Origin of the sequence: Chitinibacter sp. FCG-7, assembly GCF_040047665.1 — a bacterium.
In the GTDB taxonomy this organism is placed as follows: domain Bacteria; phylum Pseudomonadota; class Gammaproteobacteria; order Burkholderiales; family Chitinibacteraceae; genus Chitinibacter; species Chitinibacter mangrovi.
Genome location: NZ_CP157355.1, coordinates 2,928,092 through 2,952,292, shown reverse-complemented (window position 1 = coordinate 2,952,292; position 24,201 = coordinate 2,928,092). Strand labels below are relative to the sequence as shown.

At 54.0% G+C, this 24,201-nt stretch carries 21 protein-coding genes; 13 read left to right on the top strand and 8 right to left on the bottom strand.

Features of this window, described 5'->3' with window-relative positions:
* Positions 1-489: 489 nt before the first annotated feature.
* From ABHF33_RS13890 to ABHF33_RS13880, 3 genes are all read right to left on the bottom strand, one after another.
* On the bottom strand, positions 490-1,497 hold the full coding sequence (locus ABHF33_RS13890) for an AraC family transcriptional regulator (RefSeq protein WP_348944505.1): 1,008 nt from the start codon (positions 1,495-1,497) through the stop codon (positions 490-492).
* 37 nt (positions 1,498-1,534) lie between these two features.
* Positions 1,535-2,515: a D-2-hydroxyacid dehydrogenase gene (locus ABHF33_RS13885; protein ID WP_348944504.1), complete on the bottom strand. Its 981-nt coding sequence runs from the start codon at positions 2,513-2,515 to the stop codon at positions 1,535-1,537.
* A gap of 244 nt (positions 2,516-2,759) precedes the next feature.
* The gene (locus ABHF33_RS13880) at positions 2,760-3,677 is read right to left on the bottom strand and encodes an ArgP/LysG family DNA-binding transcriptional regulator (protein ID WP_348944503.1); all 918 of its coding nucleotides are present in this window, start codon (positions 3,675-3,677) and stop codon (positions 2,760-2,762) included.
* A gap of 98 nt (positions 3,678-3,775) precedes the next feature.
* Between ABHF33_RS13880 and ABHF33_RS13875 the strand changes: the two genes are divergently transcribed.
* The 12 genes from ABHF33_RS13875 to ABHF33_RS13820 all read left to right on the top strand — a co-directional run bounded on the left by ABHF33_RS13875 (position 3,776) and on the right by ABHF33_RS13820 (position 16,319).
* The gene (locus tag ABHF33_RS13875; RefSeq protein WP_348944502.1) at positions 3,776-4,537 is read left to right on the top strand and encodes a pyridoxine 5'-phosphate synthase; all 762 of its coding nucleotides are present in this window, start codon (positions 3,776-3,778) and stop codon (positions 4,535-4,537) included.
* Entirely contained in the window at positions 4,537-5,079 is a 543-nt protein-coding gene (locus ABHF33_RS13870; RefSeq protein ID WP_348944501.1) for a DUF6817 domain-containing protein, read from the top strand. The genes ABHF33_RS13875 and ABHF33_RS13870 overlap by 1 nt, the downstream gene beginning before the upstream one ends.
* Before the next feature lie 97 nt (positions 5,080-5,176).
* A complete protein-coding gene (lysA, locus tag ABHF33_RS13865; RefSeq protein WP_348944500.1) occupies positions 5,177-6,418 on the top strand; it encodes a diaminopimelate decarboxylase in 1,242 nt (413 codons plus the stop codon).
* Between the two features lie 173 nt (positions 6,419-6,591).
* Complete coding sequence (gene gltS, locus ABHF33_RS13860) at positions 6,592-7,803, top strand: sodium/glutamate symporter (protein ID WP_348944499.1); 1,212 nt, start codon at positions 6,592-6,594, stop codon at positions 7,801-7,803.
* A gap of 63 nt (positions 7,804-7,866) precedes the next feature.
* Positions 7,867-8,478: a DJ-1/PfpI family protein gene (locus ABHF33_RS13855; RefSeq protein WP_348944498.1), complete on the top strand. Its 612-nt coding sequence runs from the start codon at positions 7,867-7,869 to the stop codon at positions 8,476-8,478.
* A 242-nt stretch (positions 8,479-8,720) separates the two neighbouring features.
* Positions 8,721-9,728, top strand: a complete 1,008-nt coding sequence (locus ABHF33_RS13850) for an L-threonylcarbamoyladenylate synthase (protein WP_348944497.1) — start codon at positions 8,721-8,723, stop codon at positions 9,726-9,728.
* Between the two features lie 122 nt (positions 9,729-9,850).
* On the top strand, positions 9,851-10,378 hold the full coding sequence (locus ABHF33_RS13845) for a GspH/FimT family pseudopilin (RefSeq protein WP_348944496.1): 528 nt from the start codon (positions 9,851-9,853) through the stop codon (positions 10,376-10,378).
* Positions 10,369-11,097, top strand: a complete 729-nt coding sequence (locus ABHF33_RS13840; protein ID WP_348944495.1) for a PilW family protein — start codon at positions 10,369-10,371, stop codon at positions 11,095-11,097. Before ABHF33_RS13845 ends, ABHF33_RS13840 begins: the two co-directional genes overlap by 10 nt.
* An 8-nt stretch (positions 11,098-11,105) precedes the next feature.
* Positions 11,106-12,560, top strand: a complete 1,455-nt coding sequence (locus ABHF33_RS13835) for a hypothetical protein (RefSeq protein WP_348944494.1) — start codon at positions 11,106-11,108, stop codon at positions 12,558-12,560.
* 9 nt (positions 12,561-12,569) lie between these two features.
* The gene (locus ABHF33_RS13830) at positions 12,570-13,511 is read left to right on the top strand and encodes a carbohydrate-binding protein (RefSeq protein WP_348944493.1); all 942 of its coding nucleotides are present in this window, start codon (positions 12,570-12,572) and stop codon (positions 13,509-13,511) included.
* Positions 13,512-13,560: 49 nt separating this feature from the next.
* On the top strand, positions 13,561-13,959 hold the full coding sequence (locus ABHF33_RS13825; protein ID WP_348944492.1) for a type IV pilin protein: 399 nt from the start codon (positions 13,561-13,563) through the stop codon (positions 13,957-13,959).
* 95 nt (positions 13,960-14,054) lie between these two features.
* A complete protein-coding gene (locus ABHF33_RS13820; protein ID WP_157669874.1) occupies positions 14,055-16,319 on the top strand; it encodes an arginine/lysine/ornithine decarboxylase in 2,265 nt (754 codons plus the stop codon).
* Between the two features lie 151 nt (positions 16,320-16,470).
* On the opposite strand, the gene ABHF33_RS13815 is transcribed toward ABHF33_RS13820, so the two are convergent.
* The 5 genes from ABHF33_RS13815 to ABHF33_RS13795 all read right to left on the bottom strand — a co-directional run bounded on the left by ABHF33_RS13815 (position 16,471) and on the right by ABHF33_RS13795 (position 22,271).
* A complete protein-coding gene (locus ABHF33_RS13815; RefSeq protein WP_348944491.1) occupies positions 16,471-17,208 on the bottom strand; it encodes a substrate-binding periplasmic protein in 738 nt (245 codons plus the stop codon).
* A 75-nt stretch (positions 17,209-17,283) separates the two neighbouring features.
* Positions 17,284-18,360, bottom strand: coding sequence for a DUF1513 domain-containing protein (locus ABHF33_RS13810; RefSeq protein ID WP_348944490.1), 1,077 nt, complete (start codon positions 18,358-18,360; stop codon positions 17,284-17,286).
* Between the two features lie 56 nt (positions 18,361-18,416).
* On the bottom strand, positions 18,417-19,454 hold the full coding sequence (locus ABHF33_RS13805) for an imelysin family protein (protein WP_348944489.1): 1,038 nt from the start codon (positions 19,452-19,454) through the stop codon (positions 18,417-18,419).
* Positions 19,455-19,634: 180 nt separating this feature from the next.
* Positions 19,635-21,062, bottom strand: coding sequence for a di-heme oxidoredictase family protein (locus tag ABHF33_RS13800; protein ID WP_348944488.1), 1,428 nt, complete (start codon positions 21,060-21,062; stop codon positions 19,635-19,637).
* Positions 21,063-21,131: 69 nt separating this feature from the next.
* Entirely contained in the window at positions 21,132-22,271 is a 1,140-nt protein-coding gene (locus ABHF33_RS13795) for an imelysin family protein (protein WP_348944487.1), read from the bottom strand.
* 260 nt (positions 22,272-22,531) lie between these two features.
* Between ABHF33_RS13795 and ABHF33_RS13790 the strand changes: the two genes are divergently transcribed.
* Positions 22,532-24,115 carry an inorganic phosphate transporter gene (locus ABHF33_RS13790; protein ID WP_348944486.1) on the top strand — a complete coding sequence of 528 codons (1,584 nt, stop codon included), beginning with the start codon at positions 22,532-22,534 and terminating at the stop codon, positions 24,113-24,115.
* Positions 24,116-24,201 lie beyond the last annotated feature (86 nt).

Below are 24,201 nucleotides of genomic sequence, written 5' to 3'. Positions count from 1 at the left end.
CTATTTTAGGCAGGCGCGTACGGGCATACTTTGCAAATCTTGCGCTGTGCGTGGGCATCTAGAGCAATTTCTCGCATTTGTTCCCCCTTCGTCCCTATGCCGTTCACTTAAGGGTTTTGACTTTAGCTTCCCCCTGTGCAAAAGGGTGCCTGAGGGGGTTTTGGCTCGATGTGGGCAGTCCAATACAGCCCTTCATGGCGCAAAAATCCCCCTAGCCCCTTCGACGAAGCAAAGGTATCTTCACAATTTCACTGCTGGCTTAAAAACGCAGCAAGTCGAGCTGCCACAGTAGTTTCCCCCTTTGTAAAAGGGGGACTGAGGGGGATTTGGCACTATTTCAGCAGTTTAAATCACTCAAATAGTGCAGAAATCCCCCCTAACCCCCCTTCGACGAAGGGGGGAACACATGCGGAAAACTTGTGTAGATACTTATGTCGTCGAAAGGGGAACGAATGCAAAAAATTGGTACAGGTACTCATGATGCGGCAATCAGGATTGAAAATCGGCCAGCTGGTAGAGCCTACGTGCGCCAGAGCGCGCTGGGCGCACGGGGACGCACCATTGATAGCGTGCCGCTGCGGGCGTGGATAGTTCGGATGTTTCGGGGTCGGATGATTCGTGCAGAAAAGGCTGGCTCAGGCAGTAGTGCGGCCTGTCGTCCAGCGCCCAGGGGCTGCGCGGTAACCAGTAGTTGAACAGATACTCGGCCGCCGCTGCTTCCTCTTGCCAGCGGCCGCAAAAATCGAGCACCACATATTGGCCTGCGGGCAGCTGACGCACCGCCAGCTGTCTGCCCGGCTGTTGCGTGTCAGCAATCAGCAGCCCGGCCTCGTAGCGGCGCTGCGCCAGCGGCGTGATGCTGGGGTCATCCGACCAGCGCGAAGCGCCTTGCAAGTAGCGTATCTGTTCTTCCGTCCACTCAAGCATTGCCCACTCGCGCAGCGACGCCCAGATGCGCGCCAGCTGCTCAGTATCGGCCCCGTTGCACCACAGATACGCCCAGCGATACGCAGGCAGTTGCTTTAACTGCACATCCATCACGGATGGTGGGCGGATTCCCTGGCGTGCGGCCAGCAGCTCGGGGGCTCGCTCGGCGGTGGTGTCGCGTTCGGCAGGCGGCAATAGCGACCAGAATTGTCCGTCGTATTGCCATGACTGCTGCTGGCGCCACTGGCTGGGGCTGATGCCAAACTGCGCACGAAAAGCGCGCGCCAGCAGCGCCTGGGATTTAAAGCCGCATTCGAGCGCAATCTGCGACATGCTGCGCAGCGGCAGGCTGATCAGGCTTTGTGCCGCCGCCTCCAGCCGGATGCGGCGCACGTAATCGGCCGGGGTTTCCTGCAATTGCGCGCTAAAGATGCGGTGAAAATGGTAGGGCGAAAAATGCGTCAACCGCGCCAGCTGCGCCAGGCTCAAATCTTGATCCAGATTGGCGCGGATATACTCCAGCGCCTGCTGCAACCGCCGGGTGTAATCGCTGATCAAGGCATCAGTCATCGCCGCCTTCACCTCTCACTATATTGCCACAGCAGCATTACAGAAGATTGCGCGGCTGGCCGCGCAAAAACCCGGTGATATTGTCGATCAGCTGGTCGGCCAGCGTTTGCATCGTGCCTTCGCTAGCCCACGCGACGTGCGGGGTAATAATCAGATTGGGCAGATCGACGTCGAGCAGCGGGTTGCCCTCGCGCGGCGGCTCGTTCACCAGCACGTCCAGCCCGGCACCGGCAATCTGCCCGGTTTGCAGCGCAACCAGCAGCGCCGCTTCATCAATCAGCCCGCCGCGCGCGGTATTGATCACAATGGTGCTGCGTTTCATCTGCGCCAGCTCGGCCGCGCCGATCAGGTGCCGCGTTTGCTCGTTCAGCGGGCAATGCAGGCTGATCACATCGGCAGTGCTGATGGCCTCATCCCAGCCCAGATAGCCTTCGCGCACCGCGCTGGCACCTTTGCGCTCGACAAAATACGTCTCCATGCCAAAGGCCTGCGCCAATTTGGCCGTGGCCATCCCCAGCGCTCCCGAGCCGATTAGCGCCATCCGGCTGCCCGCTAGATCGCGCAGGGTATGCTCCGGTCGATCCGGCAGCAGGCAAAAGCCACTGGCGCGCTGCCATTCACCCGCCGCCAGTCTGGCGCGGCAGCTCAGCAATTGACGACGCAAAGCCAGCATCAGCATCAGGGTATGCTCCGCTACACCATGGATGGCATAGTCTCTGACATTACACACCCCCACCGTATATTCGCGGGCGGCAGCCAGATCAATATTGTTATACCCGGTTGCAGCCACGGCAATCAGTTTGAGCTCAGGAGATGTCGTCGATAGGGCGGCGATCATCTCGCGCGTCAGCTGCACTTTATTGCTGATCACCACGCTCGCGCCCTTCACGCGCTCGATCACCTGTTCGGGCGCGGTCTGCGGATACGCTTGCCAGCGATGCGGCACATCGAGCGATTTGAGCGGTACGCACAGCGTATCGGCATCCAGAAAAACAACCAGCGGCAAGGGTGAAGTCATCGTGTGTCCTGAAATGGGTTCTGAAAATAGGCCAGAGCTCAAGCGTTAATGAGTATCTGCACAGATTTTGTATTTGTTCCCCCCTTCGTCGAAGGGGGGCTAGGGGGGATTTCTGCACAATTTAAACTGTTTTAAGGGCTGAAATAGCGCCAAATCCCCCTTAGTCCCCCTTTTACAAAGGGGGAAACTGCTGCACTAGCTGGACTTGCTGCGTTTATGGCCATCAGCAGAGTTGGGTAGACGCTCATGTCTTCGCCGGGCTCTGAAAATGGCTGGCGGCAAAAGCCTGCAAGGCCAGCCCCAGCGATTGCGCCGGTCGCGTCTGGCGCGCCCAATGGTGCCAGTACAGCGGCACGGCCTCGGCCAGCGCGGCGATTTCGCATAGCTGCCCGGCCGCCAGCGCGGCGGCGGCTTGCTGGCGCGGCACGACTGCGTAAGCAAAGCCAGCTTGCGCAGCGGCAAAAAGTGCATTGCTTTCCGGGATAACATGGCAGGGATATTGCCCGTCGAGCAAACCCCAGCGCTCGCGCAGCAGGCGGCGATGCAGGCTTTCTCGGTGGCCGAACACGGCCGCAGGCGCGTGCATCAACATCTCAACCGATAAGGGAATATTTGATGGGAGGTCGGGCAAGTATTGCGCGATAAAATCCGCGCGCGCCACGCCAATATATTCAATACACCCCAGAGGTACAACACTGCAGCCCGCTACCTCATTGGCCTGCGTACTGATACATCCATAGACTTCGCCCGAGCGCAGCAGATCCAGCGTATAGGCTTCGTCATCGACCACGCATTCGAGCAGCAGCCGCTGCTGCGCCAGCAAGGGCGACAGCGCATTGAGCAGCCCCAGCGCCAGGCTGTCGGCATTTACGCCTAGCCGCAGCGTCAGCCATTCGGCGCTGCCATCGGCGTCGTCCAGCTGCCCGGCCAGCTCGGATTCCAGTAAGCGCACCTGCCGCACGTGCGCCAGCAGTTTTTCGCCCGTTGCCGTGGCGCACAGCGGATTTTCGCGCCGCAGCAGCACTTCGCCATGCCGCTCTTCCAGCTGGCGGATGCGCTGCGAAATCGCCGACGGCGTCAGATGCAGCCGTTTGGCCGCCGCATCAAAGCTGCCGCAACGCAAAACCATATCCAGCGCTTCAAGAAGTTTGTAGTCAAACATAAGCCAAATTGGAGTGGGCACAGAATTTATCGTTTTACCACGATTTGACTATCTGTTTGAATAGCGGCATCAGATAGAGCCAAGCCGGATTTTTCCAGATGACCATACTTTCGATCAATATCAATAAAATCGCGCTGATCCGCAATTCGCGCGGCCGCAACTACCCCGATGTCGCCGCTTTTGCCGCGCGCTGCCTCGATTTTGGCGCTGGCGGCATTACGCTGCACCCGCGCCCCGATCAGCGCCATGCCCGTTATTCCGATGTCGCCGAATTGTCCGCATTGTGCCAGGCGCGTGGCGTCGAGCTCAATGTGGAAGGCTATCCCACGCCGGAATTTCTGGCCATGGTCAAACAATACCGCCCGGCGCAATGTACGCTGGTGCCCGACGCGCCCGATCAGCTAACGTCCGACCACGGCTGGGATCTGGACAAAGATGCCGACTTTTTGCGCCCTATTCTGGCTGAACTCAAGGCACTGAATATCCGCAGCAGCCTGTTTGTCGATTACACCACGCAGGATATGGCCAAAGCCCGCACCATCGGCGCTGATCGCGTCGAGCTGTATACCGAGCCCTACGCTGAAACCTTCGGTACCGACGCGAACGCCGCCATACTGGCCGGTTTTGCCGCCGCCACACAGCGCGCACAAGATGCCGGGCTGGGCGTCAACGCCGGGCACGACCTGAATCTGGACAATCTGGGCCAGTTTCTGACCATCCCCAATATTCTGGAAGTCTCCATCGGCCACGCTTTTGTCGTTGAATGCCTGGAGATGGGTATGGAAACCGTACTGCGAAGCTACGCAGACATATTAGGCAAAAGCGCCATGAGCCCTGCTGATCTGCAACAGGAAAAATAATGACGTCGGCACAGGATTTATTTGCCGAATTAAATAAACTAGGTGCAGGTGAATTTGTTCATTTGAATGGTTCACTAGAAAATCATTTATTGGGCACTGAGCAACTGCTACGCAGATGGGGGGCAGAAGATAAAGTCTGCCGGGCAGGCTTATTTCATGCAGCTTATGGTAGCGCTGGATACGAAGATAAATTAATTTCAATCAATCTTCGTGACCAGATTACCAAACTGATTGGTGCGGAAGCTGAATCTCTGGTTTATTTATACTGTGCATGTGACAGGAATCTCTTTTACCCACGAATTGGGACCAGCACACAGTACCTATTTAGCAACCGATTCAATGGCGCAGAACATAATTTAAGCCATGAAGAGCTTTGTGCCCTATGCGAGATTACATTGGCCAATGAACTTGAATTAGCGTTGAGCAGTGATGAGTTCTGGACCAAATACAAAGCAGAATTATGTGATTTATTTAATAGAATGCAAGAGCTAGTCAGTGAAGCTGGTTTTCATGCGTTCAAGCTGAGAAGTGGCACTCTTTAATACGAGTACTATTTCTAAATTAAAAATCAAATCAATGCGCTTTATTGAAGTCTCGTAGCACCAATAAAAAACCATATTAACGACATCAGGATTGACCATGAAACCTCTAAACGGCGCGCAAGTTGCGCACATCGCCCAGCAATTTGGCACCCCGGTCTGGACTTATAACGCAGCAACCATCCGCGAGCGCATTGGCCAGCTCAAAATGTTTGACACCATCCGTTTTGCGCAAAAAGCCAACTCGAATATCCACATCCTGCGCCTGATGCGCGAACAAGGCGTTAAGGTTGATTCGGTATCCTTGGGCGAAATCGAGCGCGCTGTAGCGGCGGGTTTCGCTACCGGCGCTGGCAGCGATGACATTGTTTTTACTGCAGACCTTTTGGATCGTGCCACACTGGCTCGCGTGGTTGAGCTGGATATTCAAGTGAACTGCGGCAGCCCGCAAATGCTGGAACAACTCGGCCAAGCGCACCCCGGCCATCGCGTGTGGCTGCGCGTGAATCCCGGCTTTGGCCACGGTCACAGCCAGAAAACCAATACCGGCGGCGAGCAAAGCAAACATGGGATCTGGCACGAACAAATCCCCGAAGCGCTGGCGCTGATTAGCCAGTACAACTTGGAGCTCGTCGGCCTGCATATGCATATTGGCTCGGGCGTGGATTACAGCCATTTGCAGGAAGTCTGCGCGGCGATGGTGGCTCAGGTGAAAGAATCCGGCCGCGCCACTGCAAACCTCCAGGCGATTTCAGCGGGCGGCGGTTTGTCGATTCCCTATCGCGTTGGCGGCGAAACCATCGACACCGCGCATTATTTCAGCCTGTGGGATGCGGCACGCAATGAAATTGCCGCGCATCTAGGCCACGCCGTTCACCTTGAAATCGAGCCGGGTCGCTTCCTCGTCGCCGAAAGCGGCAAGCTGATTACCGAAGTGCGCGCCAAAAAAGACGTGGGCAGCAATCATTTTGTGCTGGTAGATGCGGGCTTTTCTGATCTGATGCGCCCAGCGATGTACGGCAGCTTCCATGAAATCAGCGTTTTGCGCAGCGATGGCGCTGCCGCAGCGGGTGAAACACGCGGCACGGTGCTGGCTGGCCCCTTGTGCGAATCGGGCGATGTGTTTACGCAAGAAGAAGGTGGCGTAGTAACACCACGCGATTTGCCAACGTGCGAAATCGGCGACTGGGTCGTGCTGCACGACACTGGCGCTTACGGTGCGAGCATGTCGAGCAACTACAATACGCGCCCACTGATTGCCGAGGTGATGATAGACGGCGACAAACTCACCCAAATCCGCCGCCGCCAGACAGTGGCCGAATTGCTGGCGCTGGAGCTCTAAACAGGAACAGGACTAGGAGCAGGACGTAATCGCTACCGCCTGCCTATTGGGGTAGTTAACAATGCTGTCCTGCTTGATTTGACTTAAAATGGCTTGCATCAATTGCAAGCCATTTTTTATTGGGCGAAGCAAACAAGCGCCTTCGCTACCGAAATAAACTCACAGGGTAATTTATGGGCTCCAACCTGATCACCATCGGCACCTACGGCACGCTGGTGGCCGCCTCACTGGTCTTGTTATTTGGCCGCGTTCTGGTCGAAAAAACCGCACCACTCAAGGCTTTTACCATTCCCGAGCCAGTAGCGGGCGGTTTGGTGGTGGCACTGCTGATGCTGCTGGCGCAACAGGTAGCCGGGGTGAGTGTGAAATTTGATACCAGCATCCAGACGCCATTGATGCTGGCTTTTTTTGCCACCATTGGTTTAAGCGCCAACCTCGCCAGCCTGCGTGCAGGCGGCAGCGTGATGGTGAAGTTTCTGTTTGTGGTGCTTGGCCTGCTGCTGATGCAAAACATCATCGGCATCAGTCTGGCCAAAATGCTGGGGCTGGAAGGCTATCTGGGCCTGTTGGCGGGCTCGATCACGCTCTCGGGCGGGCACGGCACTGGCGCGGCGTGGAGCAAGGTGTTTACCGAGCAATTTGGCATCGCGGGTGCCACCGAGCTGGCGATGGCCTGCGCGACCTTTGGTCTGGTGTTGGGCGGGCTGATCGGCGGGCCGGTGGCCAAAATTCTGCTGAAAAAGGTCTCCGCACCCGGCGCCGAACACAATCAAGATCAGGACCCCGGCATGTTTGAAGAGCCGCAAGCCACGCGGCTGATTACCGTGAATTCCTTTATCGAATCGCTGGCGCTGATTGTACTGAGCTTGGCTGGCGGCAATATGCTGGCCGAAATGCTGGCGGGCACCGCATTCGAGCTGCCAACCTTTGTCTGCGTGTTGTTTAACGGCGTGCTGCTGCGCAATATTTTGTCCGGTCTGGGCTGGTATGAAGTGTTTGACCGCGAAATATCGGTGCTGGGCAATGTAAGTCTGGCGCTGTTTCTGGCGATGGCGCTGATGAGCTTGCGCCTGTGGGAGCTGGCCAATCTGGCACTGCCGATGTTGCTGATTCTGGCGGTGCAAGCAGCGGCGATGGCTGCGTATGCAATCTTTGTCACCTTCCGCGTGATGGGCAAAAACTACGACGCGGTCGTGCTGGCAGCCGGGCATTGCGGCTTTGGTCTGGGCGCAACGCCGACGGCGATTGCCAATATGCAGGCAGTGACACACCGCTTTGGCCCATCGCATCTGGCTTTTATTGTGGTGCCGATGGTGGGCGCATTCTTTATTGATATTGCCAACGCGATTGTGATCAAGCTATTTATGGCTTTGCCGATTTACTAAGGGTATATCACTCAATATCAATCCATAATTAGCCTACAAGGCAATACCCAAGGAGAGTACATCATGACAGTGCATGTTTATGTTGCACCCGGTTTTGAAGAAGTCGAGCTGATTACCATTGTGGATGTATTGCGCCGCGCCGAGATCGACACGCGGATGGTGTCGTTAACAACGGAAACCCAGATCATCGGTTCGCACGGCATTGCCGTTCAGGCCGATGTGCCGTTCCAGAATGTCGCCGCACACGCGCCCGAGATGATGACCGTGAACGATTCCCTACAAAAGAGGAGGAATGTCGCCGCACACGCGCCCGAGATGATCATCCTGCCCGGCGGCGGCCCCGGCACGCAAGCCATGCTGGCGCACAGCGAATTGCATAGCCGTCTGCACGCACAGATTGCTGCAGGCAAACGCGTCGCCGCCATCTGCGCCGCACCGATGGTGCTGGCCCAAATCGGCCTGCTGCACGGCAAACAGGCAACGTGCTTTCCCGGCTGCGAAAGTGTACTGCAGGAGCATGGCGCCCAGATCAGCGCGTTCAATGTGGTGAGCGATGGCCTGATCACCACCTCGCGCGGGCCAGCTACCGCAGCACTATTTGCCCTGGAGCTGGCCGCCCAGCTCGGCGACGAAGCCAGCGCCAAACAGGTCGGCCGCGCGATGCTTTATCTGTAAAGACATCGTCTAAGCAGCAAAAAATCTCTGCATACCAAAACTCAGAGACAAACGGCGCAAACTACAGGGTATATAGCCTTAGAGCATATCCATAATAGACTTCAAAGCAATACCCCAATAAGCAGCAAAGGCATTTGCCAGCAGCGACGGTAAATGCCTGCAGATGCAGCCGCCAAGGCCTGCGGTACTGGCAAGGAACGCAATGGTATAATCGTCTGATAAATCATCCTTTGCGAACCACCATGAATTCCACGGCTCCCACGGCAAACCTGACCACAGCAGAACTCAATACCGCGCTTAGCTTGCTCCGCGCAGGCGAGCTGGTGGGCATCCCCACCGAAACCGTGTACGGCCTGGCTGCCGATGCCAGCCAGTCCGCCGCCGTGGCCAAAATTTTTGCAGCCAAAGGCCGCCCGGCCGATCATCCGGTGATTGTGCATATTGCCGGTGCCGAGCAGCTGGCTGCCTGGGCGCAAAATATCCCGGACGAAGCCTATTTGCTGGCCGAACATTTCTGGCCCGGCCCGCTCACGCTGATTCTGGAACGCCAGCCCCATGTGAGCGATTCGGTCACCGGCGGGCAAAATACCGTGGGCCTGCGCGCGCCCGCTCACCCGATTACCCAGCAATTGCTGCAGCACTTCGGTGGCGGCCTCGCTGCGCCAAGCGCCAACCAGTACGGCCACGTCAGCCCCACCACCGCAGCGCATGTACGTAGCGAATTTAGCCAGGATGTATTGCAGCTGGTGCTGGACGGCGGCGCCTGCGACGTGGGCGTGGAATCCACCATCGTTAGCCTCGTTGGCGAAACACCCAAACTACTGCGCCCCGGCGGCGTATCACGCGAAGCCATCGAAGCCGTCCTCGGCCACGATCTGGAGCATCACACCAACCAGCACTCCGCCAAACAACGCGTCTCCGGCCTGCTCGACTCGCACTACGCCCCGCGAACGACGCTGATTACGGGCAACCTAGCCGCTCTACACCACGAGGCCGAGCAACGACTAGAGAAAGGACAAAAATTGATATTGCTCAATTACCAGTCAATCCCAAACATCCCCTTTCTTACTCTTCATCCCATGCCTAAAAGTGCGGATAATTATGCAAAAGCAATCTACGCCACACTTCGCCAATTAGACTGCGCTGGCTTTGACGCTCTGCTGCTAGAATTGCCCCCCACCGAAACACAGTGGCTAGCTATCCATGACCGCTTAAGTCGTGCAGCACATACCAAATTAAAATATGTGTAATACCACTACCGCTCATCGGTAGCACAATGCCGTTCTGCAGCTAGCGAGAAAATGGACTTGCCCAGAATAAGGTAAAAACCTTACGATACAAAGACTAAACCCTACAGGGCATGGAATAATAAATGCAGCATCAAAAAGGCTTCTCATTGGTTGAATTAATGGTCACGATAGCCATCTTGGCCATCATTATTTCAATCGCCATACCTAGCTTTAGCAATTGGGTGAAAAACACACGTCTCTCAGGTGCAGCAGAACAAATTCAATCCACTTTCAGCTATGCAAAATCAGAAAGTATTAAAAGAAATAAAGGCACCTGCCTGCTAATTAGCAACCCCAATACAGACACATGGAGTTTGAAGATCACTTCCGACTGTACAGATAGTACGGTACTCCAAGAAATCACAAGCAGTGATTACAATAAAACAATTCGGCTAACACTTGATGCTGCAAGCAAAATAAACAAAACTCGTTTTGACCCCCGGTCGCAAAGACCTGGATTTGACAATAACAATGGCACAATTAAAACAACGCAGAGCCTTTATTTGGGCATAGATAATTACAAATTGAAAATTGAATTATCACCAGCAGGATTAATCACAATTTGCAACTCAGGCACAAAAAATATAAGTGGATATGCAGTATGCGCTTAATAAATTTCACTAAACAACAGGGCATCTCCCTAATCGAGCTAATGGTGTCATTAGCGATTGGTCTATTATTAATCAGCGCGGCAACAACAATTGGCTTTAGTAGCATCTTCGCAGGAAAAGAAGGGATACAGCAAACCAATCTCAATGAAACTTTACGTTCAATCATCACTGAAGCCAGCCGAGATCTACGCCGTGCTGGATACAGCAAGAACATGTCTTTAAGCCCACTTTTTCGCAAAGCCTATCTTAGCCAGAATTCAACTATCAAAGGCAAAGATGCATATCAGTGCATTATTTTCATCTATGACAATTATGATGGCTCCAGTGCTTCGTCAGGAAATGGCATTCTTGGCAATGAAGACATGTTCGGCCTGACCTTCAAAGACAATCAGGTTTTTGTTTTACTGAATGGCGATACGAGCACCACGACATGTTCTGGTAGCCAAGCTGACGGTTGGTATCCACTCAATAGCACTAATAAAGGGATGCCAAAGATAACTAATTTTTATTTTACCGTCGACACCACACCAACAGTAACCAAAAATACAGCGGCTACACCACAACAAATTGGCGCTTTGGCAATCGGAAATATCACTCTTTATATTGACGGGGATAGTCTTCAATCCGCTCCTTCAGGCAGTAACAAATTCAAAAGCACCAACTTCCAAAGCACACTAAGCCAAACAATACAATTACGCAATCTTCCTGTAATCCAATAGGAACAAAAATGATGTACAAACAAAAAGGAGTAGCGGCACTGACTGTTACTACGATAATTCTATTCATTGCAACTATTGCCATTATGTACAGCAATAAAGCCTCATTTGTATTCCAAAAAAACTCAAGCAATAACTATCAATATGATATGGCATTGCAAGCTGCTGAATATGGCATTACCGACATCATGCCCATCTTGAACAATGATTTGGCTTTGTTAAACGACGCAGATACCAGCAATGATGGCAGTACTGTATTTCTGGAAAAAAATCCCGTTATTGCCGCAGGTGCGAGCTGTAAAGCAGATCCAAGCAGCTCTAGTCCCTACAGTATAAAACAAAGCCATCAGGCCAAAAATATCCCCCTCATTAGCAGTATTACCAATGTAGCACCAGGACTAGCTTACAATGTATTACTACAAGCCACAGGAGGTAAAATTACCGCAATCAGCACCGGCTGCGCTGGCAACACCAAAGCTGACAATGACACTGGCATTTGTGCTGAAGATGGCAACTCGAATGCGATCGTACGACGAGTAGTTGATTTGGGGGCAAGCTTAACTCCAGCCAAAAGTGCTATTTCAGCACGAGGATATATTGATATCGATACTACTTTGACCGTTGACTTGAATGCAGGCGAAACAGCAAAAGCCAATTGCGGTATTTTATTCGGCACAGGTGGCAAGGACAAAACCGATAGCCCGAATAATTGCGATGCGACAACATCAGGAAAATGGAACCCGGAAAACGATCCTCAGTTTTGCTTAAGTACAACTCAAACAAATTCGAATGCCAATAACAATGGTTTCCTACAAATCAGACCTACTGATTCCAATAAAACAACTGAATTTGACTCAAGTCTTGCAAGCACCAGTGCTGATGATTTCTTTGCAAGCTATTTTGCTGGAAAAACAAAATCAGAAATAAAAGCAGAAGCTGCACAAAATGGCATGGTAATTAGCCCTGCTCGTTGCCCCACCGCAGCTGAAGTAACAACAATTAGAAATGCTGCGACTAAAATTTTATGGTTAGAGGGTGATCTGAGTTTAGCAACTGCATGCGTTTCTTTGTATGATTCAACAGGCAGCACACCAATTGCAATGGTCATCAATGGCAATTTGACTGGGCCAAACCCTTTAAGCATGCAGCAATTTTCAGCAATGAATACATTCTTATATGTCAAAAATGTTTTTTTAAGTACACCAGTAAAAATCACCAATGGATCAATTGCTATTGAAGAAAACTGGGATATTGATGCACTTGGAGTAATTATTAAAGATGCAGGCAATAACCCCGTAGGTTCAAATGCTGGCGCAAATACAATGAAGGACGCTCTTTCTATGAATCCGCAAGATAGCTGGAATAAAACAGCTAGGGGAGCCATTCATATTCAATACAAACCAATTTCGGTACAAATCAGCAAGCCTTCATCCGACAAGAAGCCAGACAACTGGATCGATTACTGAGTTAGCAAAATGAAAAAAAATACTGGTTTTAGCTTAATCGAAATTCTTATCTGCTCCTTGATTATCGGCATTGCTGGAATCACGCTGGCAAAACTACAAACAGTGTTTATCCTGAATAGCTCAATTGCCGAGCAACGCATCGAGGCCAGCGCGTTTGCACAATCACGGCTTGATCAGATTCGCCGATTTATCGATACACACAATAAATTGGTTTCAAGCGAAACCATTGACAATGGCATAGCCATTGATTTGATCGGAGAAAAAACTCTCAATGGTAAATCAGCACAATTTAAAAATACGATTTGTATTAAAAAAACGAGCTCGGAGGCCTGCCGCACAAGCGCCACGGATCTGACTCTGGCAGAAAAAGACATCCTGATGGTGCAATCCACCACCACATGGACAGATGCCAGTAATACACCTCAAGCAACCGTTCTTTTTAGTAAATTGATTAAATCAACGGCACCATGGCCGAATCCGATTTGCCAATGGACAGCTTCAAATGCGGTCGGCTATCAAAAAGGAATGTATGCCTTGCATACAATGTCCAGCAACAAGAAAAATGTCTGGCTCTGTAATAAAACAGGGGGTTGTGGCGTTGCTGAACCTGCAGCTGGCTCAGGCTGGGTTGATGTAGGCCAATTCATGCCCAACCCTACACCGGGAATCCACATCGACACATCAAGCGCATGTACGCCGCCCAATCCGGATGGCAGCCCAAAAACCTCTGGCAGTGGCGCAGGACCGACAACAGCACCGACAGCTGCACCAGCACCGACTGCAACACCATCAGGCGGTGGTGCAATTCCATGGGCAGAAGGTGTAACGTACACAGCAGGACAGAAAGTCACTTATAATGGAGGTACTTATGAATGCATTCAAGCACATACGGCTTGGGTAGGTACCAATTGGAATCCTGCAGCCACGCCAACCATGTGGAAAAAGTTGTAAATTTAAGCTAAACCTGATTCCACTTACTAACTGAATATAGAGGTCTGCCATGCAAACCGGATCACGCGGTTTTACTTTAATCGAGTTAATGATCGTTGTTGCAATTATTGGGATCTTAGCGGTTATTGCTTATCCCAATTACACAAAATATGTGCAAAAAAGTCGCAGAACAGATGCTTTTACTCCGATGAGTAAAATCCAGCAAAATCAGGAAAAATGGCGCGCCAACAATACCGCCTACACCAATGATTTGTCCAAGCTGAATGTGTCTGCTACGAGCGAGATGGGATATTATTCATTGAAAATCACAGATGATGATGCAACTGGTTTTATAGTTCAGGCCTCAGCTCAAGGTGTCCAAACTAAAGATACTGGGTGCACCACACTCAAACTGACCGTCAAAAACGGAAATACAACTTACGATCCTGCAAGCTGCTGGTCTAAATAATAAGTTGGCATGATTTCATGCCATTTTTGAAATATATTTGTTGTACACTACGCCCCTGCTCGATCAGGGGCGTTTATTTTTTGTAAGGGATCACCATGCGCTTTTACTTCCCCCTCGTCATCATTGACGAAGACTTCCGCTCGGAAAACACCAGCGGTTCCGGTATCCGTGAATTGGCGGCGGCCATTGAGGCTGAGGGTACGGATGTGGTGGGCTATACCAGCTATGGTGATTTGACCTCGTTTGCGCAGCAGCAAAGCCGTGCTTGCGGCTTTATCCTGTCGATTGACGATGAAGAGTTTGGTGGCGGCTCTGCAGAAGAGACGCAAAACGCGCTTGAACATCTGCGCACTTTCGTGGCCGAAATCCGCCGTCGCAACCCGGATATTCCAATCTATCTGTATGGTGAAACTCGTACCGCGCGTCATATACCCAATGACGTATTGCGTGAGCTGCACGGTTTTATTCACATGCACGAAGATACCCCCGAATTCGTGGCGCGCCACATTATTCGCGAAGCCAAATCTTATCTCGACAGCCTCGCCCCGCCGTTCTTCCGCGCGCTGACCAATTACGCGCAAGATGGCTCGTACTCATGGCATTGCCCGGGTCACTCGGGTGGCGTGGCGTTTTTGAAATCACCCGTCGGCCAGATGTTCCACCAGTTTTTTGGCGAGAATATGCTGCGCGCCGACGTGTGTAATGCGGTGGAAGAACTCGGCCAGTTGCTCGATCACACCGGCCCAGTGGCGGCGTCGGAACGTAATGCCGCGCGCATTTTTAATGCCGACCATTTGTATTTCGTCACCAATGGCACGTCAACGTCGAACAAAATTGTGTGGAATTCGACCGTTGCACCGGGCGATATCGTCGTCGTTGACCGTAACTGCCACAAATCGATTCTGCACGCGATCATGATGACTGGCGCGGTACCCATTTTCCTGATGCCAACGCGCAATCACTACGGCATTATCGGCCCGATTCCGCGTAGCGAATTCGAGCCAGAATCGATCCGTCAGAAAATGCTCGCCAACCCATTCTGCCGCGAAAAACTGGCCGAAAATCCAGACATCAAGCCACGCGTACTGACGATCACCCAATCGACTTACGATGGCGTGTTGTACAACGTGGAAGAAATCAAAGGCCTCTTGGATGGCGTGATTGAAACACTGCACTTCGACGAGGCGTGGTTGCCGCATGCAGCCTTCCATGATTTCTACGGCGACTACCACGCGATTGGCGAAGATCGCCCGCGCTGTAAAGATTCGATGATTTTTTCGACACAATCGACGCATAAATTGCTGGCTGGGATTTCTCAGGCTTCCCAAATCTTGGTGCAAGACGCAACTGATAATAAGCTCGACCGCGATATCTTCAACGAAGCCTATCTGATGCACACCTCCACCAGCCCGCAGTACGCGATTATCGCGTCATGCGATGTGGCGGCGGCGATGATGGAAGCACCAGGCGGTACGGCATTGGTGGAGGAGTCACTGGCCGAAGCGCTTGAATTCCGCCGCGCAATGCGCAAGGTGGATGAGGAATACGGCAGCGACTGGTGGTTTAAAGTCTGGGGGCCGGATGATCTGACCGATGAAGGTCTGGATCACCGCGATGCGTGGATGCTCAAAGCCGGTGAAAATTGGCACGGCTTTGGCGATATTGCCGAAGGCTTCAATCTGCTTGACCCGATCAAGGCGACGATTTTGACGCCGGGTCTGAATGTCGATGGCGACTTTACCGATCAGGGCATTCCAGCGGCGATTGTCGCGAAGTATCTGGCTGAACACGGCGTGGTGATTGAGAAAACCGGCCTATACTCCTTCTTTATCATGTTTACCATCGGCATTACCAAAGGCCGCTGGAACACGATGGTGACGGCGCTGCAGCAGTTTAAAGACGACTACGACAAAAATGCGCCGTTGTGGCGTGTGCTGCCGGAATTCATCGTGCAATTCCCGCAATACGAGCGTATCGGCTTGCGCGATTTGTGCCAGCAGATTCACGGTATTTACCGCGAAAACAATGTGGCCAAATTGACGACCGAGATGTATTTGTCCGGCATCGTACCAGCAATGAAGCCATCGAAAGCGTTTGCTAAAATGGCGCACAAGGAAATCGAACGCGTGGCGCTCGATGAGCTGGAAGGCCGTATTACCGCCGTAATGTTGACGCCTTACCCACCAGGCATTCCGCTGTTGGTGCCGGGTGAAGTGTTCAACAAAACGATTGTTGATTACCTGAAATTTGTCCGCGCATTTAACGGCAAATTCCCTGGCTTCGAGACCTACACACACGGCCTGGTAGCTGAAAAAACCGATAGCGGCACGCACTATTTTGTCGATTGCGTCCGGGTTTAAAACCGGAACAAGCAGCTCACAAGCCGGTACGGTCATACACTGGATGACGCGCTAGGTGACGAGCTAACATAGCCGCCTAAATAAAAGCCCCGACTGCATCGCAGCGGGGCTTTCTTCTTGTGGGGGGGATACGCTAATTGATGCGCTGATTTTATGGCTCGTTGATGCCATAGGACTGTAATATTTTCTTGAGCTCGCCTGTTTTTCTTAGTTTTTGCACCCCATCGTGCAGCATTCTGGCCAGTTGCGGCGAATCGCTGCGGGCGGGAGAAAAGGCCAGATACAGCTGATCGGCCATCTGGCTACACCCGGCATTGCGCAGCGATGCGTTGCTGGCAAATTGCTGGTATTGCGCCACCAGCTCGTATTCGACCACGGCATCAATCCGCTTGGCCTGCAGCTTGGCCAGCCCACGCTTGAAACCATTGAGCCCGCTTACCTGATCAACCTTGGCGTAACGCAATACCTCGTCAATTTCCGTGCCGTAGCTATAGCCGCGAATGGTGCCTACGCGCTGATTTGTTAGCGATGTAGCCCCAGCGTAAAGCCAGCGGCTATCGGCGCGAGTATAAAAACACACGCGAGATTGCGCCTGAGCTTGCTCGGGAAAAGCCCAGTTTTGCCGTTTGGGCAGTTTTAGCACGCCAATAAAGCCTGCCGCATCGCCGCTATTGGTCATGGCCTCGGCGCGGGCAAAAGGGACAATCTGGTAATCAATGCGATAACCAGCCGGTTCAAATACTGCTTTGGCAATCTCGACCACATAACCGGGTCGCGGATCGCTCGCCGCGCACGCCACCGGACACCACGGGTCGCTAACCAGCACCAGCGGTTGCTCCGCCCAAACGGCAGCAGGAAATAAAATAGCCAGAACAATCGCTATACGCATCAAGGCAAATCACTCAGGGTGGAAGGTTCAAGGTAAGCTGCTTCAAATATAGCCTGTTCCACCACGAAATCTGCTTCAGATGAGCAGACTAAGGTGGTTATCCCACTTCCTGCGGGTATATCCCGCTAGCTCAATGATAAATTGATTTTGCTGGTTATACCCATAGAGGCCGCCCGCTTCGCTACTGATCCAGGCCGAGACACCATCGCTGACAATACCGGCCGGTCTGGGCAGCGGCAGGCTGTCGAGTGCGCTGCCATCGCAGCGCCAGCGCGCCAACTGATTGCCACGCATTGCGCTAATCAGAAACTCATTGCCATGCGCGGCAATGCTGGCGGCGTAGCCCATCAGGCCAGGTTTTTGCCCTGCCAACTGTAAGGCCTCAGCCCCCGGATGCAAGATGGCCAGCAGCGGTGCTTCACGGTGTTGCGCCGCGCTCAGGTATTCGGCCTGTATGGCGATGCCCAGCGTGCCATCAGCGGCCAGCGCCAGATGGCGCAAGCTTAGCGCCTTGTCGTCCAAGGTGTATTGCGCCAGCAATTGCCCGCTGGGCCATTCGATCAGGCTGAGGTTGGGTGCCATGCTGCCGCGATTAAGCTTGGTACGCCCGCTTTCGGGCAAGGTGAGGATGCCCCCATTGGCCACTGCCAGTATTTTGCCAGGGCTCAACCACAGCAACTCATGCGGGCCAATACCATACGAGGGTATTTCGGATAATTTACGCAGGTTCTGGCGATCATAAACGCCGACCAGCCCTGCCCCGCTGTCGTCATTATTCTCGGTCAGCAGCAGCGTATCGCCATCCGCGCCACGCAGCGCATGGCCAAAAAAGTGCCGATCCGGCGCAGCGTCAACCAGCTGTAGCAACTGCTGATCCCGCCAGCTGATTTTGGCCAGCCAGCTCCCCAGGCGGCGGCTGACCACCAGCGCCTCGCCATCGGGTAGCGGCACAATCGCATGGCCGCGCCCCGGCAAGGCGATGCTTGCCCCCCGCTGCGGCAGCGCCAAGCCTTGCCCCCCCTCTTGCCCATCGTCGCCCCAGTAGGCGCTCAGTAAACGGGGGCTAACACCAAAATCTGCTTTACGGCCGTGGGCGAACCCGGCAAGCGGCAAGGCCAGCACGCTCAGCAGCAGAAAATGTCGCCGATTCATGGTCTGGTTCGCTTTAGTTGCATGTGCGCGCCATCAAGCACAATTAATCACCATCATTAATCACCATCGCCTTCGGTAAAGCCCAGCGTTAAATCCAGCTTTTCGGCCACTTCATCCTGCAAGCGTTTTTTAATCTGGCTGATGGATTTATTACACGCCAGACGCGAGCTGGCACTGGCTTTGTCCAGCGGATCGGCCAGTTGGCTGCACAACTGGCGCGCCTGCTGCAAATCGTCTTGCAGGGCCGCGGCCAGACGGCCTTCGTCACGGCGCTGCAGATACTCGGCAATGCCTGCGCTGGCCGCGGACACGCCCTGCAATTGCGCCAGCATTTGCACTTTGGCGCTGCCACTGCGCCACTCGGGCAGTTGGCTCGCTTCAATGCTGCTGCCCGTGGGCACGCGCTTGCCCAGACTGGTCAGGCTGGCGAGCATCAGATTAACGTGTTCGGAAAACATGTTTTGCCGGAAGAAGGGATTGTCGGCGCCCAACTGGCTGCGGTATAGCTGCCAGCCGTCGTCGAGCGCATGCGTTTCGCGGGCAATATCGGCGCTGATACGCTGTAGATAATGGCATGTTGATGCAGCTTTCAGCCCGGCCAGCACCACCTTGGGCGCTGCACGCTCGTCGCCCCACAGCAAATATTCAACAGCGGCCAGCCCTTGGGCGGCCACATTGCCCTCGCCGCCCGCAATGGCGCTATTGAGCTCGGGCAGGCGCAGCGGGCGAAAATCAATCTTGCGCCCCAAACGAGCCAGCACCATGGGGCCTGCAGGCGCACCATCGAGCGCGCGCCAGGCGGTACTGGTCGCCAACCAGGCTTGCCGGGCGCTCGCGAGCGCAGCGGCATCTGGCTGGGCACACAGCGCAGCGCTGCTGGCTGCCAGTTGATCGGCCGCGCGCGTCAAGGCCAGATGTCGCGGGAAATAGCCGCTATCGAGCCAGCCCTGCGCCCAGCGCGGATCAGGCTCGCTCGCAGCCGCCAGATCGTCACTCTGCTTCTCGCTCGCCACAGAAGATTCGGCCATCGCCAAGCCTTGCACGCCCAGCGCAGCCAGCAAAATCAATAAGCAACTGGTCCCAAGTTTTCGCATAAAGCGGTGAAGCCGAAGGCAGCACATTTCGCACTGCAAGGCGAACCAAGGCCGTGCGGGTATTTTTTCCTGATTACTTACATAAGATGACATCAGCGCATCCTTTTAAAGCGTTAAGTACTCAATCCAGAGTTTTCAGGCATCGTGACTTTGCCTTGCCTGAAAACGGTGGCCATCTACTTACAGCGAATTGAGGAAAGTCAGCAGATTTTCTCGATCTGCCGCGTTCAGTTTCAGCACGTAATCTTTGCTGGCCTTGGCCTCGCCGTCGTGCCACAGCACGGCTTCGAGCATATTGCGCGCGCGGCCATCGTGCAGCAGGCGGGTGTGGCCATTCACCGTTTTAATCAGCCCCAGCCCCCAGAGCGGCGGCGTTTTCCACTGGCGACCATTGGCGCGCCCGTCCGGACGCCCATCGGCCAAGCCTTCGCCCATATCATGCAACAGCAAATCGGTGTACGGAAAAATAGTCTGCCCGGCCAGCTGCGGAATGGCTTTAAATTCGCCCGTTTGATAGCTGGGCGTATGGCAGCTCACGCAGTTGGCGTCGCTGAAAATTTGTTTGCCGCGCAACACGGCCGCGCTATCCGGCGCACGGCGGCTGGGCACGGCCAGCGTTTGCGAGTACAGAATCACCTGATTGAGCGTTTTATCGTCGATTTCCGGCTGGCGCACGGTGCCACCGCTGGGCGCACGGCGGCAATCTTTTTGCGCGGGCATGCAGTCTTCCCGTGGATTAATCCGCGAAGTAATCCCGATGTCGCCATGAAAAGCGCCTGCCGTCTGGTGCGCAATCGAGGCCACATTGGCTTTCCAGCCAAAGCGGCCAAGCATTTCTTGTTTGGCAAAATCATCAAACACATAATTGGGCTGCCCGGCGATGCCCTTGCCCTCGGCACGCTGGCGTGTGGCGTTGGCCAGAATATCAGCCTCGGGTATTGCCTCCAACAGCCCGAGCCCTATCATCTGCGGGGCAATACGGGGGGAGAGCATAATGTCTTTATGCAGAGGGCCATACGCCAGCTGCGTAATGCTGTATGTCGGCTTAAGCAATTCATACGGCGTGCCGTCGGCAAACTGTCCGCGCACCGGCTCATAGCGGATATGCACTTTGCCTTCCGGCTTGACACCGGGAATCGCCCGATTATTCAGCTGCCCGCCATAGACCGGATCAGGCTGCGGATTCGGTTGACCCGGGATCGACAGCCGAATCAGCAAGGACATCGGCTGCTCGGCCGGGTTGCGCAGATCGGTTTGCAGGCCACGGCTAAAATCAGGCGGCGCACCACGGCCATCGAGCGCGTGACAGGCCCCGCAAGATTGCGCCACAAAATGCGGCCCCAGCCCATCGCGTGCGGTCGTGGACGACGGCGCTTCAACCCAGGCCTTTTTGAAAAATGAGTTCCCAACGACAAAATCGGTTTTTTGCCGATCCGACAGCCCCGGGTACGGCAGTGAAAAGGCATTTTTGCCATGATCGTCAATCGTCCCCACTTCACCGCCGGGCGCTTCCTCGGCCGGATCGTACAGCGCCAGCAAAGCCGCGCCCTCGAAAGCGAGCACCGAGCCTGCCAGCAGGCAGGTAATCAGGCCGAATGTCTTGTTCATACTCATATCCTTGAACGCCAAAACCCCAGCTCGGATGAACTGGGGTTTTCTGCGATAACTGTAGTGAAATTAAACGCTGGTATTCAAGCGTTTGATCCCCAGTGCTTTGGCGGCTTCAACCAGATTTTTGGTCTGGTTTTTCAGCGCGTCGACCACGGCTTGTACGCGTTTTCGGCCTGGTGCGTCTTTTTTGCCGATGATTTCGCGGTCAAACGGGGCCACAATCGCTTCGGCGTTTTTGACGCTCGTTGCCATATCACTGCTAACTGCATCGGCAACTGCCGCATTTTTCTGCGCGACCAGCTGCTTGAGGCTGGCTCCGGCCACCACTTCGCCGCTGCGACGCACAAAGCGGCCTTCCCACACGTTCTGGATGCCTTTGGCATTGCTGACAATATCGCGGTGCGTGTTATCCGAGAAGCACGAATGCTCGTCTTCCTGATTTTGCGTATCCAGCGCCACTTCTATGCGCTCACCTGCTAGCTCGCCACGGCTGAGCGTGCCCAGGCTGGTGAAGATTTTCTTGATGCTGTCATTGCCACCCTGCTCAAACTGGGCGCGGAAATTCTGCTGATTGGGCTGCCATTCTTTTTCTACGCTAGCCAAGTCATCCACCAGCATTTGCGTAACTAATTTCAGGTATTCGCCACGGCGTTTGGCGTTCGGTGCGGTGGTGTAATCGGTAAATGGGCGCTGGCCGGCGCTATCGCGGCTTAAATCCTGGCCCCAGAGCAAAAACTCGATGGCATGCCAGCCGGTGGCGATGTTTTCCTCGCCACCGCGCTCGTTCAGGCTGCGCAATTTGGCCTCGGTAATCGCGGACTTGCCATTGATAATGCCGGCTTTGGGTTTGCCTTTCACACCGTCGATATAGGCTTCATCCAGCGGCCAGGCGTTGATAAAGCCTTCAGGCCCGGTTTCCGAATCAATCGGCCCGCCGTAAAAACGGAATGCTTCGGTCTGACCATACCATTCACGCGCTTCCAGCCACGCTGCTTGTGCCGCTTTTAGCGTCTCCGGTGTTGGCGCAGCCAGAAAGGCGTTGATTTTGCCCTGCATATCGCGCGCACTGCTCAGGCTATCCTGGTAGCTTGCAGATACCAGCACAGAGTATTGCTTTACAACCTGCTGCTGATCTACATCAGCGGCAAATACCCCTGTTGAATATACAGCAACGCCGAGCAGCAATGCCATCGCGATTTTTTTCATTATCTACAGCTCCAATCAATACATGCAGTGAGGGATGAAACAGGCGGCGCAGCAAAGGCCCGCAATCAGCGGAACGATAACACAAACAAGATTCGTTCTCAATTAATAGCCAATACTGCTCATCTTAAGGCCAGAACACCAGATCGCGGACAAGCAAGCGAGGTCACGATAAAATGACAAAAATATTGCAAAATTGTGAATTTTTACACTGCAGCGCTGACCAAGTGCTGTTACCGATCAAAACTCGCGATAGTGAAACCATGAATCACCAGCAAATTAACAAAATCCACAATGCGGCTAATTCCGGCCGCCTTGAATTGATTCGGCTAGGCATTGCCCTGCTGTTTATTGTCGGCATCGTGCTCTATACCGCCGCCCGTGGCACCACACCCAGCCTGATGCTGATTGTGGCCTCGGTGATTGGTGCGTATATGGCGATGAATATTGGTGCCAACGATGTCGCCAATAATGTCGGCCCGGCCGTGGGCTCCAAAGCGCTGACGATGGGCGGCGCGCTGCTGATTGCCGGTATTTTTGAAGCCGCTGGCGCGATCATTGCCGGCGGCGACGTGGTGGCCACCATCCGCAGCGGGATTATTGACCCGACGCTGATTCCAGATAAACAGACCTTCATCTGGATTATGCTGGCCGCGCTGCTGGCGGGAGCCTTGTGGCTGAATGTAGCCACCGCAATTGGCGCGCCAGTCTCAACCACGCATTCCATCGTGGGCGCGGTGTTGGGCGCGGGTGTGGCTGCGGGTGGTATGGGCATTGCCGACTGGGCGCAAGTGGGCACCATTGCCGCCAGCTGGGTGATCTCGCCCTTGCTGGGCGGTATTTTTGCCGCGCTGTTTCTGTACCTGATCAAACGCACGATTACTTATCAGGAAAACATGATCGCCGCTGCTGCACGCATGGTGCCGCTGCTGGTGGGGCTGATGGCGTGGACTTTCACCACTTACCTGATGCTCAAAGGGCTCAATAAAATCTGGAAAGTGGATTTTACCGTCGCCGTGGGCATTGGCTTTGCCGTTGGTGCGCTGGTATGCGCAGTACTGCTGCCGATGATCAAAGCACGCATTAGCGAGGTGCAAAACACCAAGCAAAGCGTCAACAACTTCTTTACCATTCCACTGATTTTTGCTGCCGCCCTGCTGAGCTTTGCCCACGGTGCCAATGACGTCGCCAATGCCATCGGCCCGCTGGCAGCCATTAATGACGCGCTGATGAGCAGCGATGGCAGCCTGCACGACAAAGCCAGCATTCCGCTATGGATTATGGTGATTGGTGCGATCGGCATTTCGCTGGGTCTGGCGCTGTACGGCCCGAAAGTAATTCGCACCGTCGGCTCGGAAATTACCGAGCTCGATCAGATGCGCGCCTTCTGCATTGCACTGGCAGCAACCATTACCGTGATTGTGGCCAGCCAGATGGGGCTGCCGGTGAGCTCGACGCATATTGCCGTGGGTGGCGTATTTGGCGTTGGCTTTTTGCGTGAATACCTGAAAGCCAATCACGCCCGCACCATCGATGAAATCAAGGCCCACCACCCCGAGGACGATCAGGCCGCAATTGACGCGTTTATGCTGCGCTTTAACAAGGCCGGCGTGAATGAAAAAGCCGTGCTGCTGGCCGAGCTGAAAACCAAGGCCAAACAGCAGCTTGACCCGGCTCATTTTTCAAAAATGGAACGTAAAGGCCTGAAAAAAGTGTACCGCCAGGAGCTGGTAAAACGCTCGCAAATCATGAAGATTGCCGCGGCCTGGGTTGTCACCGTCCCCATCTCCGCCCTACTCGCCGCCATGCTGTACTTCATGCTGCGCGGCATGCTGCTAACTAGCTAGGAGCTGGCTGCTTTGATCAGCGCGATGTCCTGCCGAGGATAGCTTACTCGCAGATGCAAGCTATCCACAGAGATTCGAGTGTGATT

Coding starts and splice junctions, on each gene's coding strand:
- ABHF33_RS13835 (WP_348944494.1), top strand. CDS start 11,106: ATGATGTACAAACAAAAAGGAGTAGCGGCACTGACTGTTACTACGATA.
- lysA (WP_348944500.1), top strand. CDS start 5,177: ATGAAACCTCTAAACGGCGCGCAAGTTGCGCACATCGCCCAGCAATTT.
- ABHF33_RS13790 (WP_348944486.1), top strand. CDS start 22,532: ATGAATCACCAGCAAATTAACAAAATCCACAATGCGGCTAATTCCGGC.
- ABHF33_RS13880 (WP_348944503.1), bottom strand. CDS start 3,677: ATGTTTGACTACAAACTTCTTGAAGCGCTGGATATGGTTTTGCGTTGC.
- ABHF33_RS13845 (WP_348944496.1), top strand. CDS start 9,851: ATGCAGCATCAAAAAGGCTTCTCATTGGTTGAATTAATGGTCACGATA.
- ABHF33_RS13820 (WP_157669874.1), top strand. CDS start 14,055: ATGCGCTTTTACTTCCCCCTCGTCATCATTGACGAAGACTTCCGCTCG.
- ABHF33_RS13805 (WP_348944489.1), bottom strand. CDS start 19,454: ATGCGAAAACTTGGGACCAGTTGCTTATTGATTTTGCTGGCTGCGCTG.
- gltS (WP_348944499.1), top strand. CDS start 6,592: ATGGGCTCCAACCTGATCACCATCGGCACCTACGGCACGCTGGTGGCC.
- ABHF33_RS13875 (WP_348944502.1), top strand. CDS start 3,776: ATGACCATACTTTCGATCAATATCAATAAAATCGCGCTGATCCGCAAT.
- ABHF33_RS13890 (WP_348944505.1), bottom strand. CDS start 1,497: ATGACTGATGCCTTGATCAGCGATTACACCCGGCGGTTGCAGCAGGCG.
- ABHF33_RS13870 (WP_348944501.1), top strand. CDS start 4,537: ATGACGTCGGCACAGGATTTATTTGCCGAATTAAATAAACTAGGTGCA.
- ABHF33_RS13795 (WP_348944487.1), bottom strand. CDS start 22,271: ATGAAAAAAATCGCGATGGCATTGCTGCTCGGCGTTGCTGTATATTCA.
- ABHF33_RS13815 (WP_348944491.1), bottom strand. CDS start 17,208: ATGCGTATAGCGATTGTTCTGGCTATTTTATTTCCTGCTGCCGTTTGG.
- ABHF33_RS13810 (WP_348944490.1), bottom strand. CDS start 18,360: ATGAATCGGCGACATTTTCTGCTGCTGAGCGTGCTGGCCTTGCCGCTT.
- ABHF33_RS13830 (WP_348944493.1), top strand. CDS start 12,570: ATGAAAAAAAATACTGGTTTTAGCTTAATCGAAATTCTTATCTGCTCC.
- ABHF33_RS13800 (WP_348944488.1), bottom strand. CDS start 21,062: ATGAACAAGACATTCGGCCTGATTACCTGCCTGCTGGCAGGCTCGGTG.
- ABHF33_RS13850 (WP_348944497.1), top strand. CDS start 8,721: ATGAATTCCACGGCTCCCACGGCAAACCTGACCACAGCAGAACTCAAT.
- ABHF33_RS13855 (WP_348944498.1), top strand. CDS start 7,867: ATGACAGTGCATGTTTATGTTGCACCCGGTTTTGAAGAAGTCGAGCTG.
- ABHF33_RS13825 (WP_348944492.1), top strand. CDS start 13,561: ATGCAAACCGGATCACGCGGTTTTACTTTAATCGAGTTAATGATCGTT.
- ABHF33_RS13885 (WP_348944504.1), bottom strand. CDS start 2,515: ATGACTTCACCCTTGCCGCTGGTTGTTTTTCTGGATGCCGATACGCTG.
- ABHF33_RS13840 (WP_348944495.1), top strand. CDS start 10,369: ATGCGCTTAATAAATTTCACTAAACAACAGGGCATCTCCCTAATCGAG.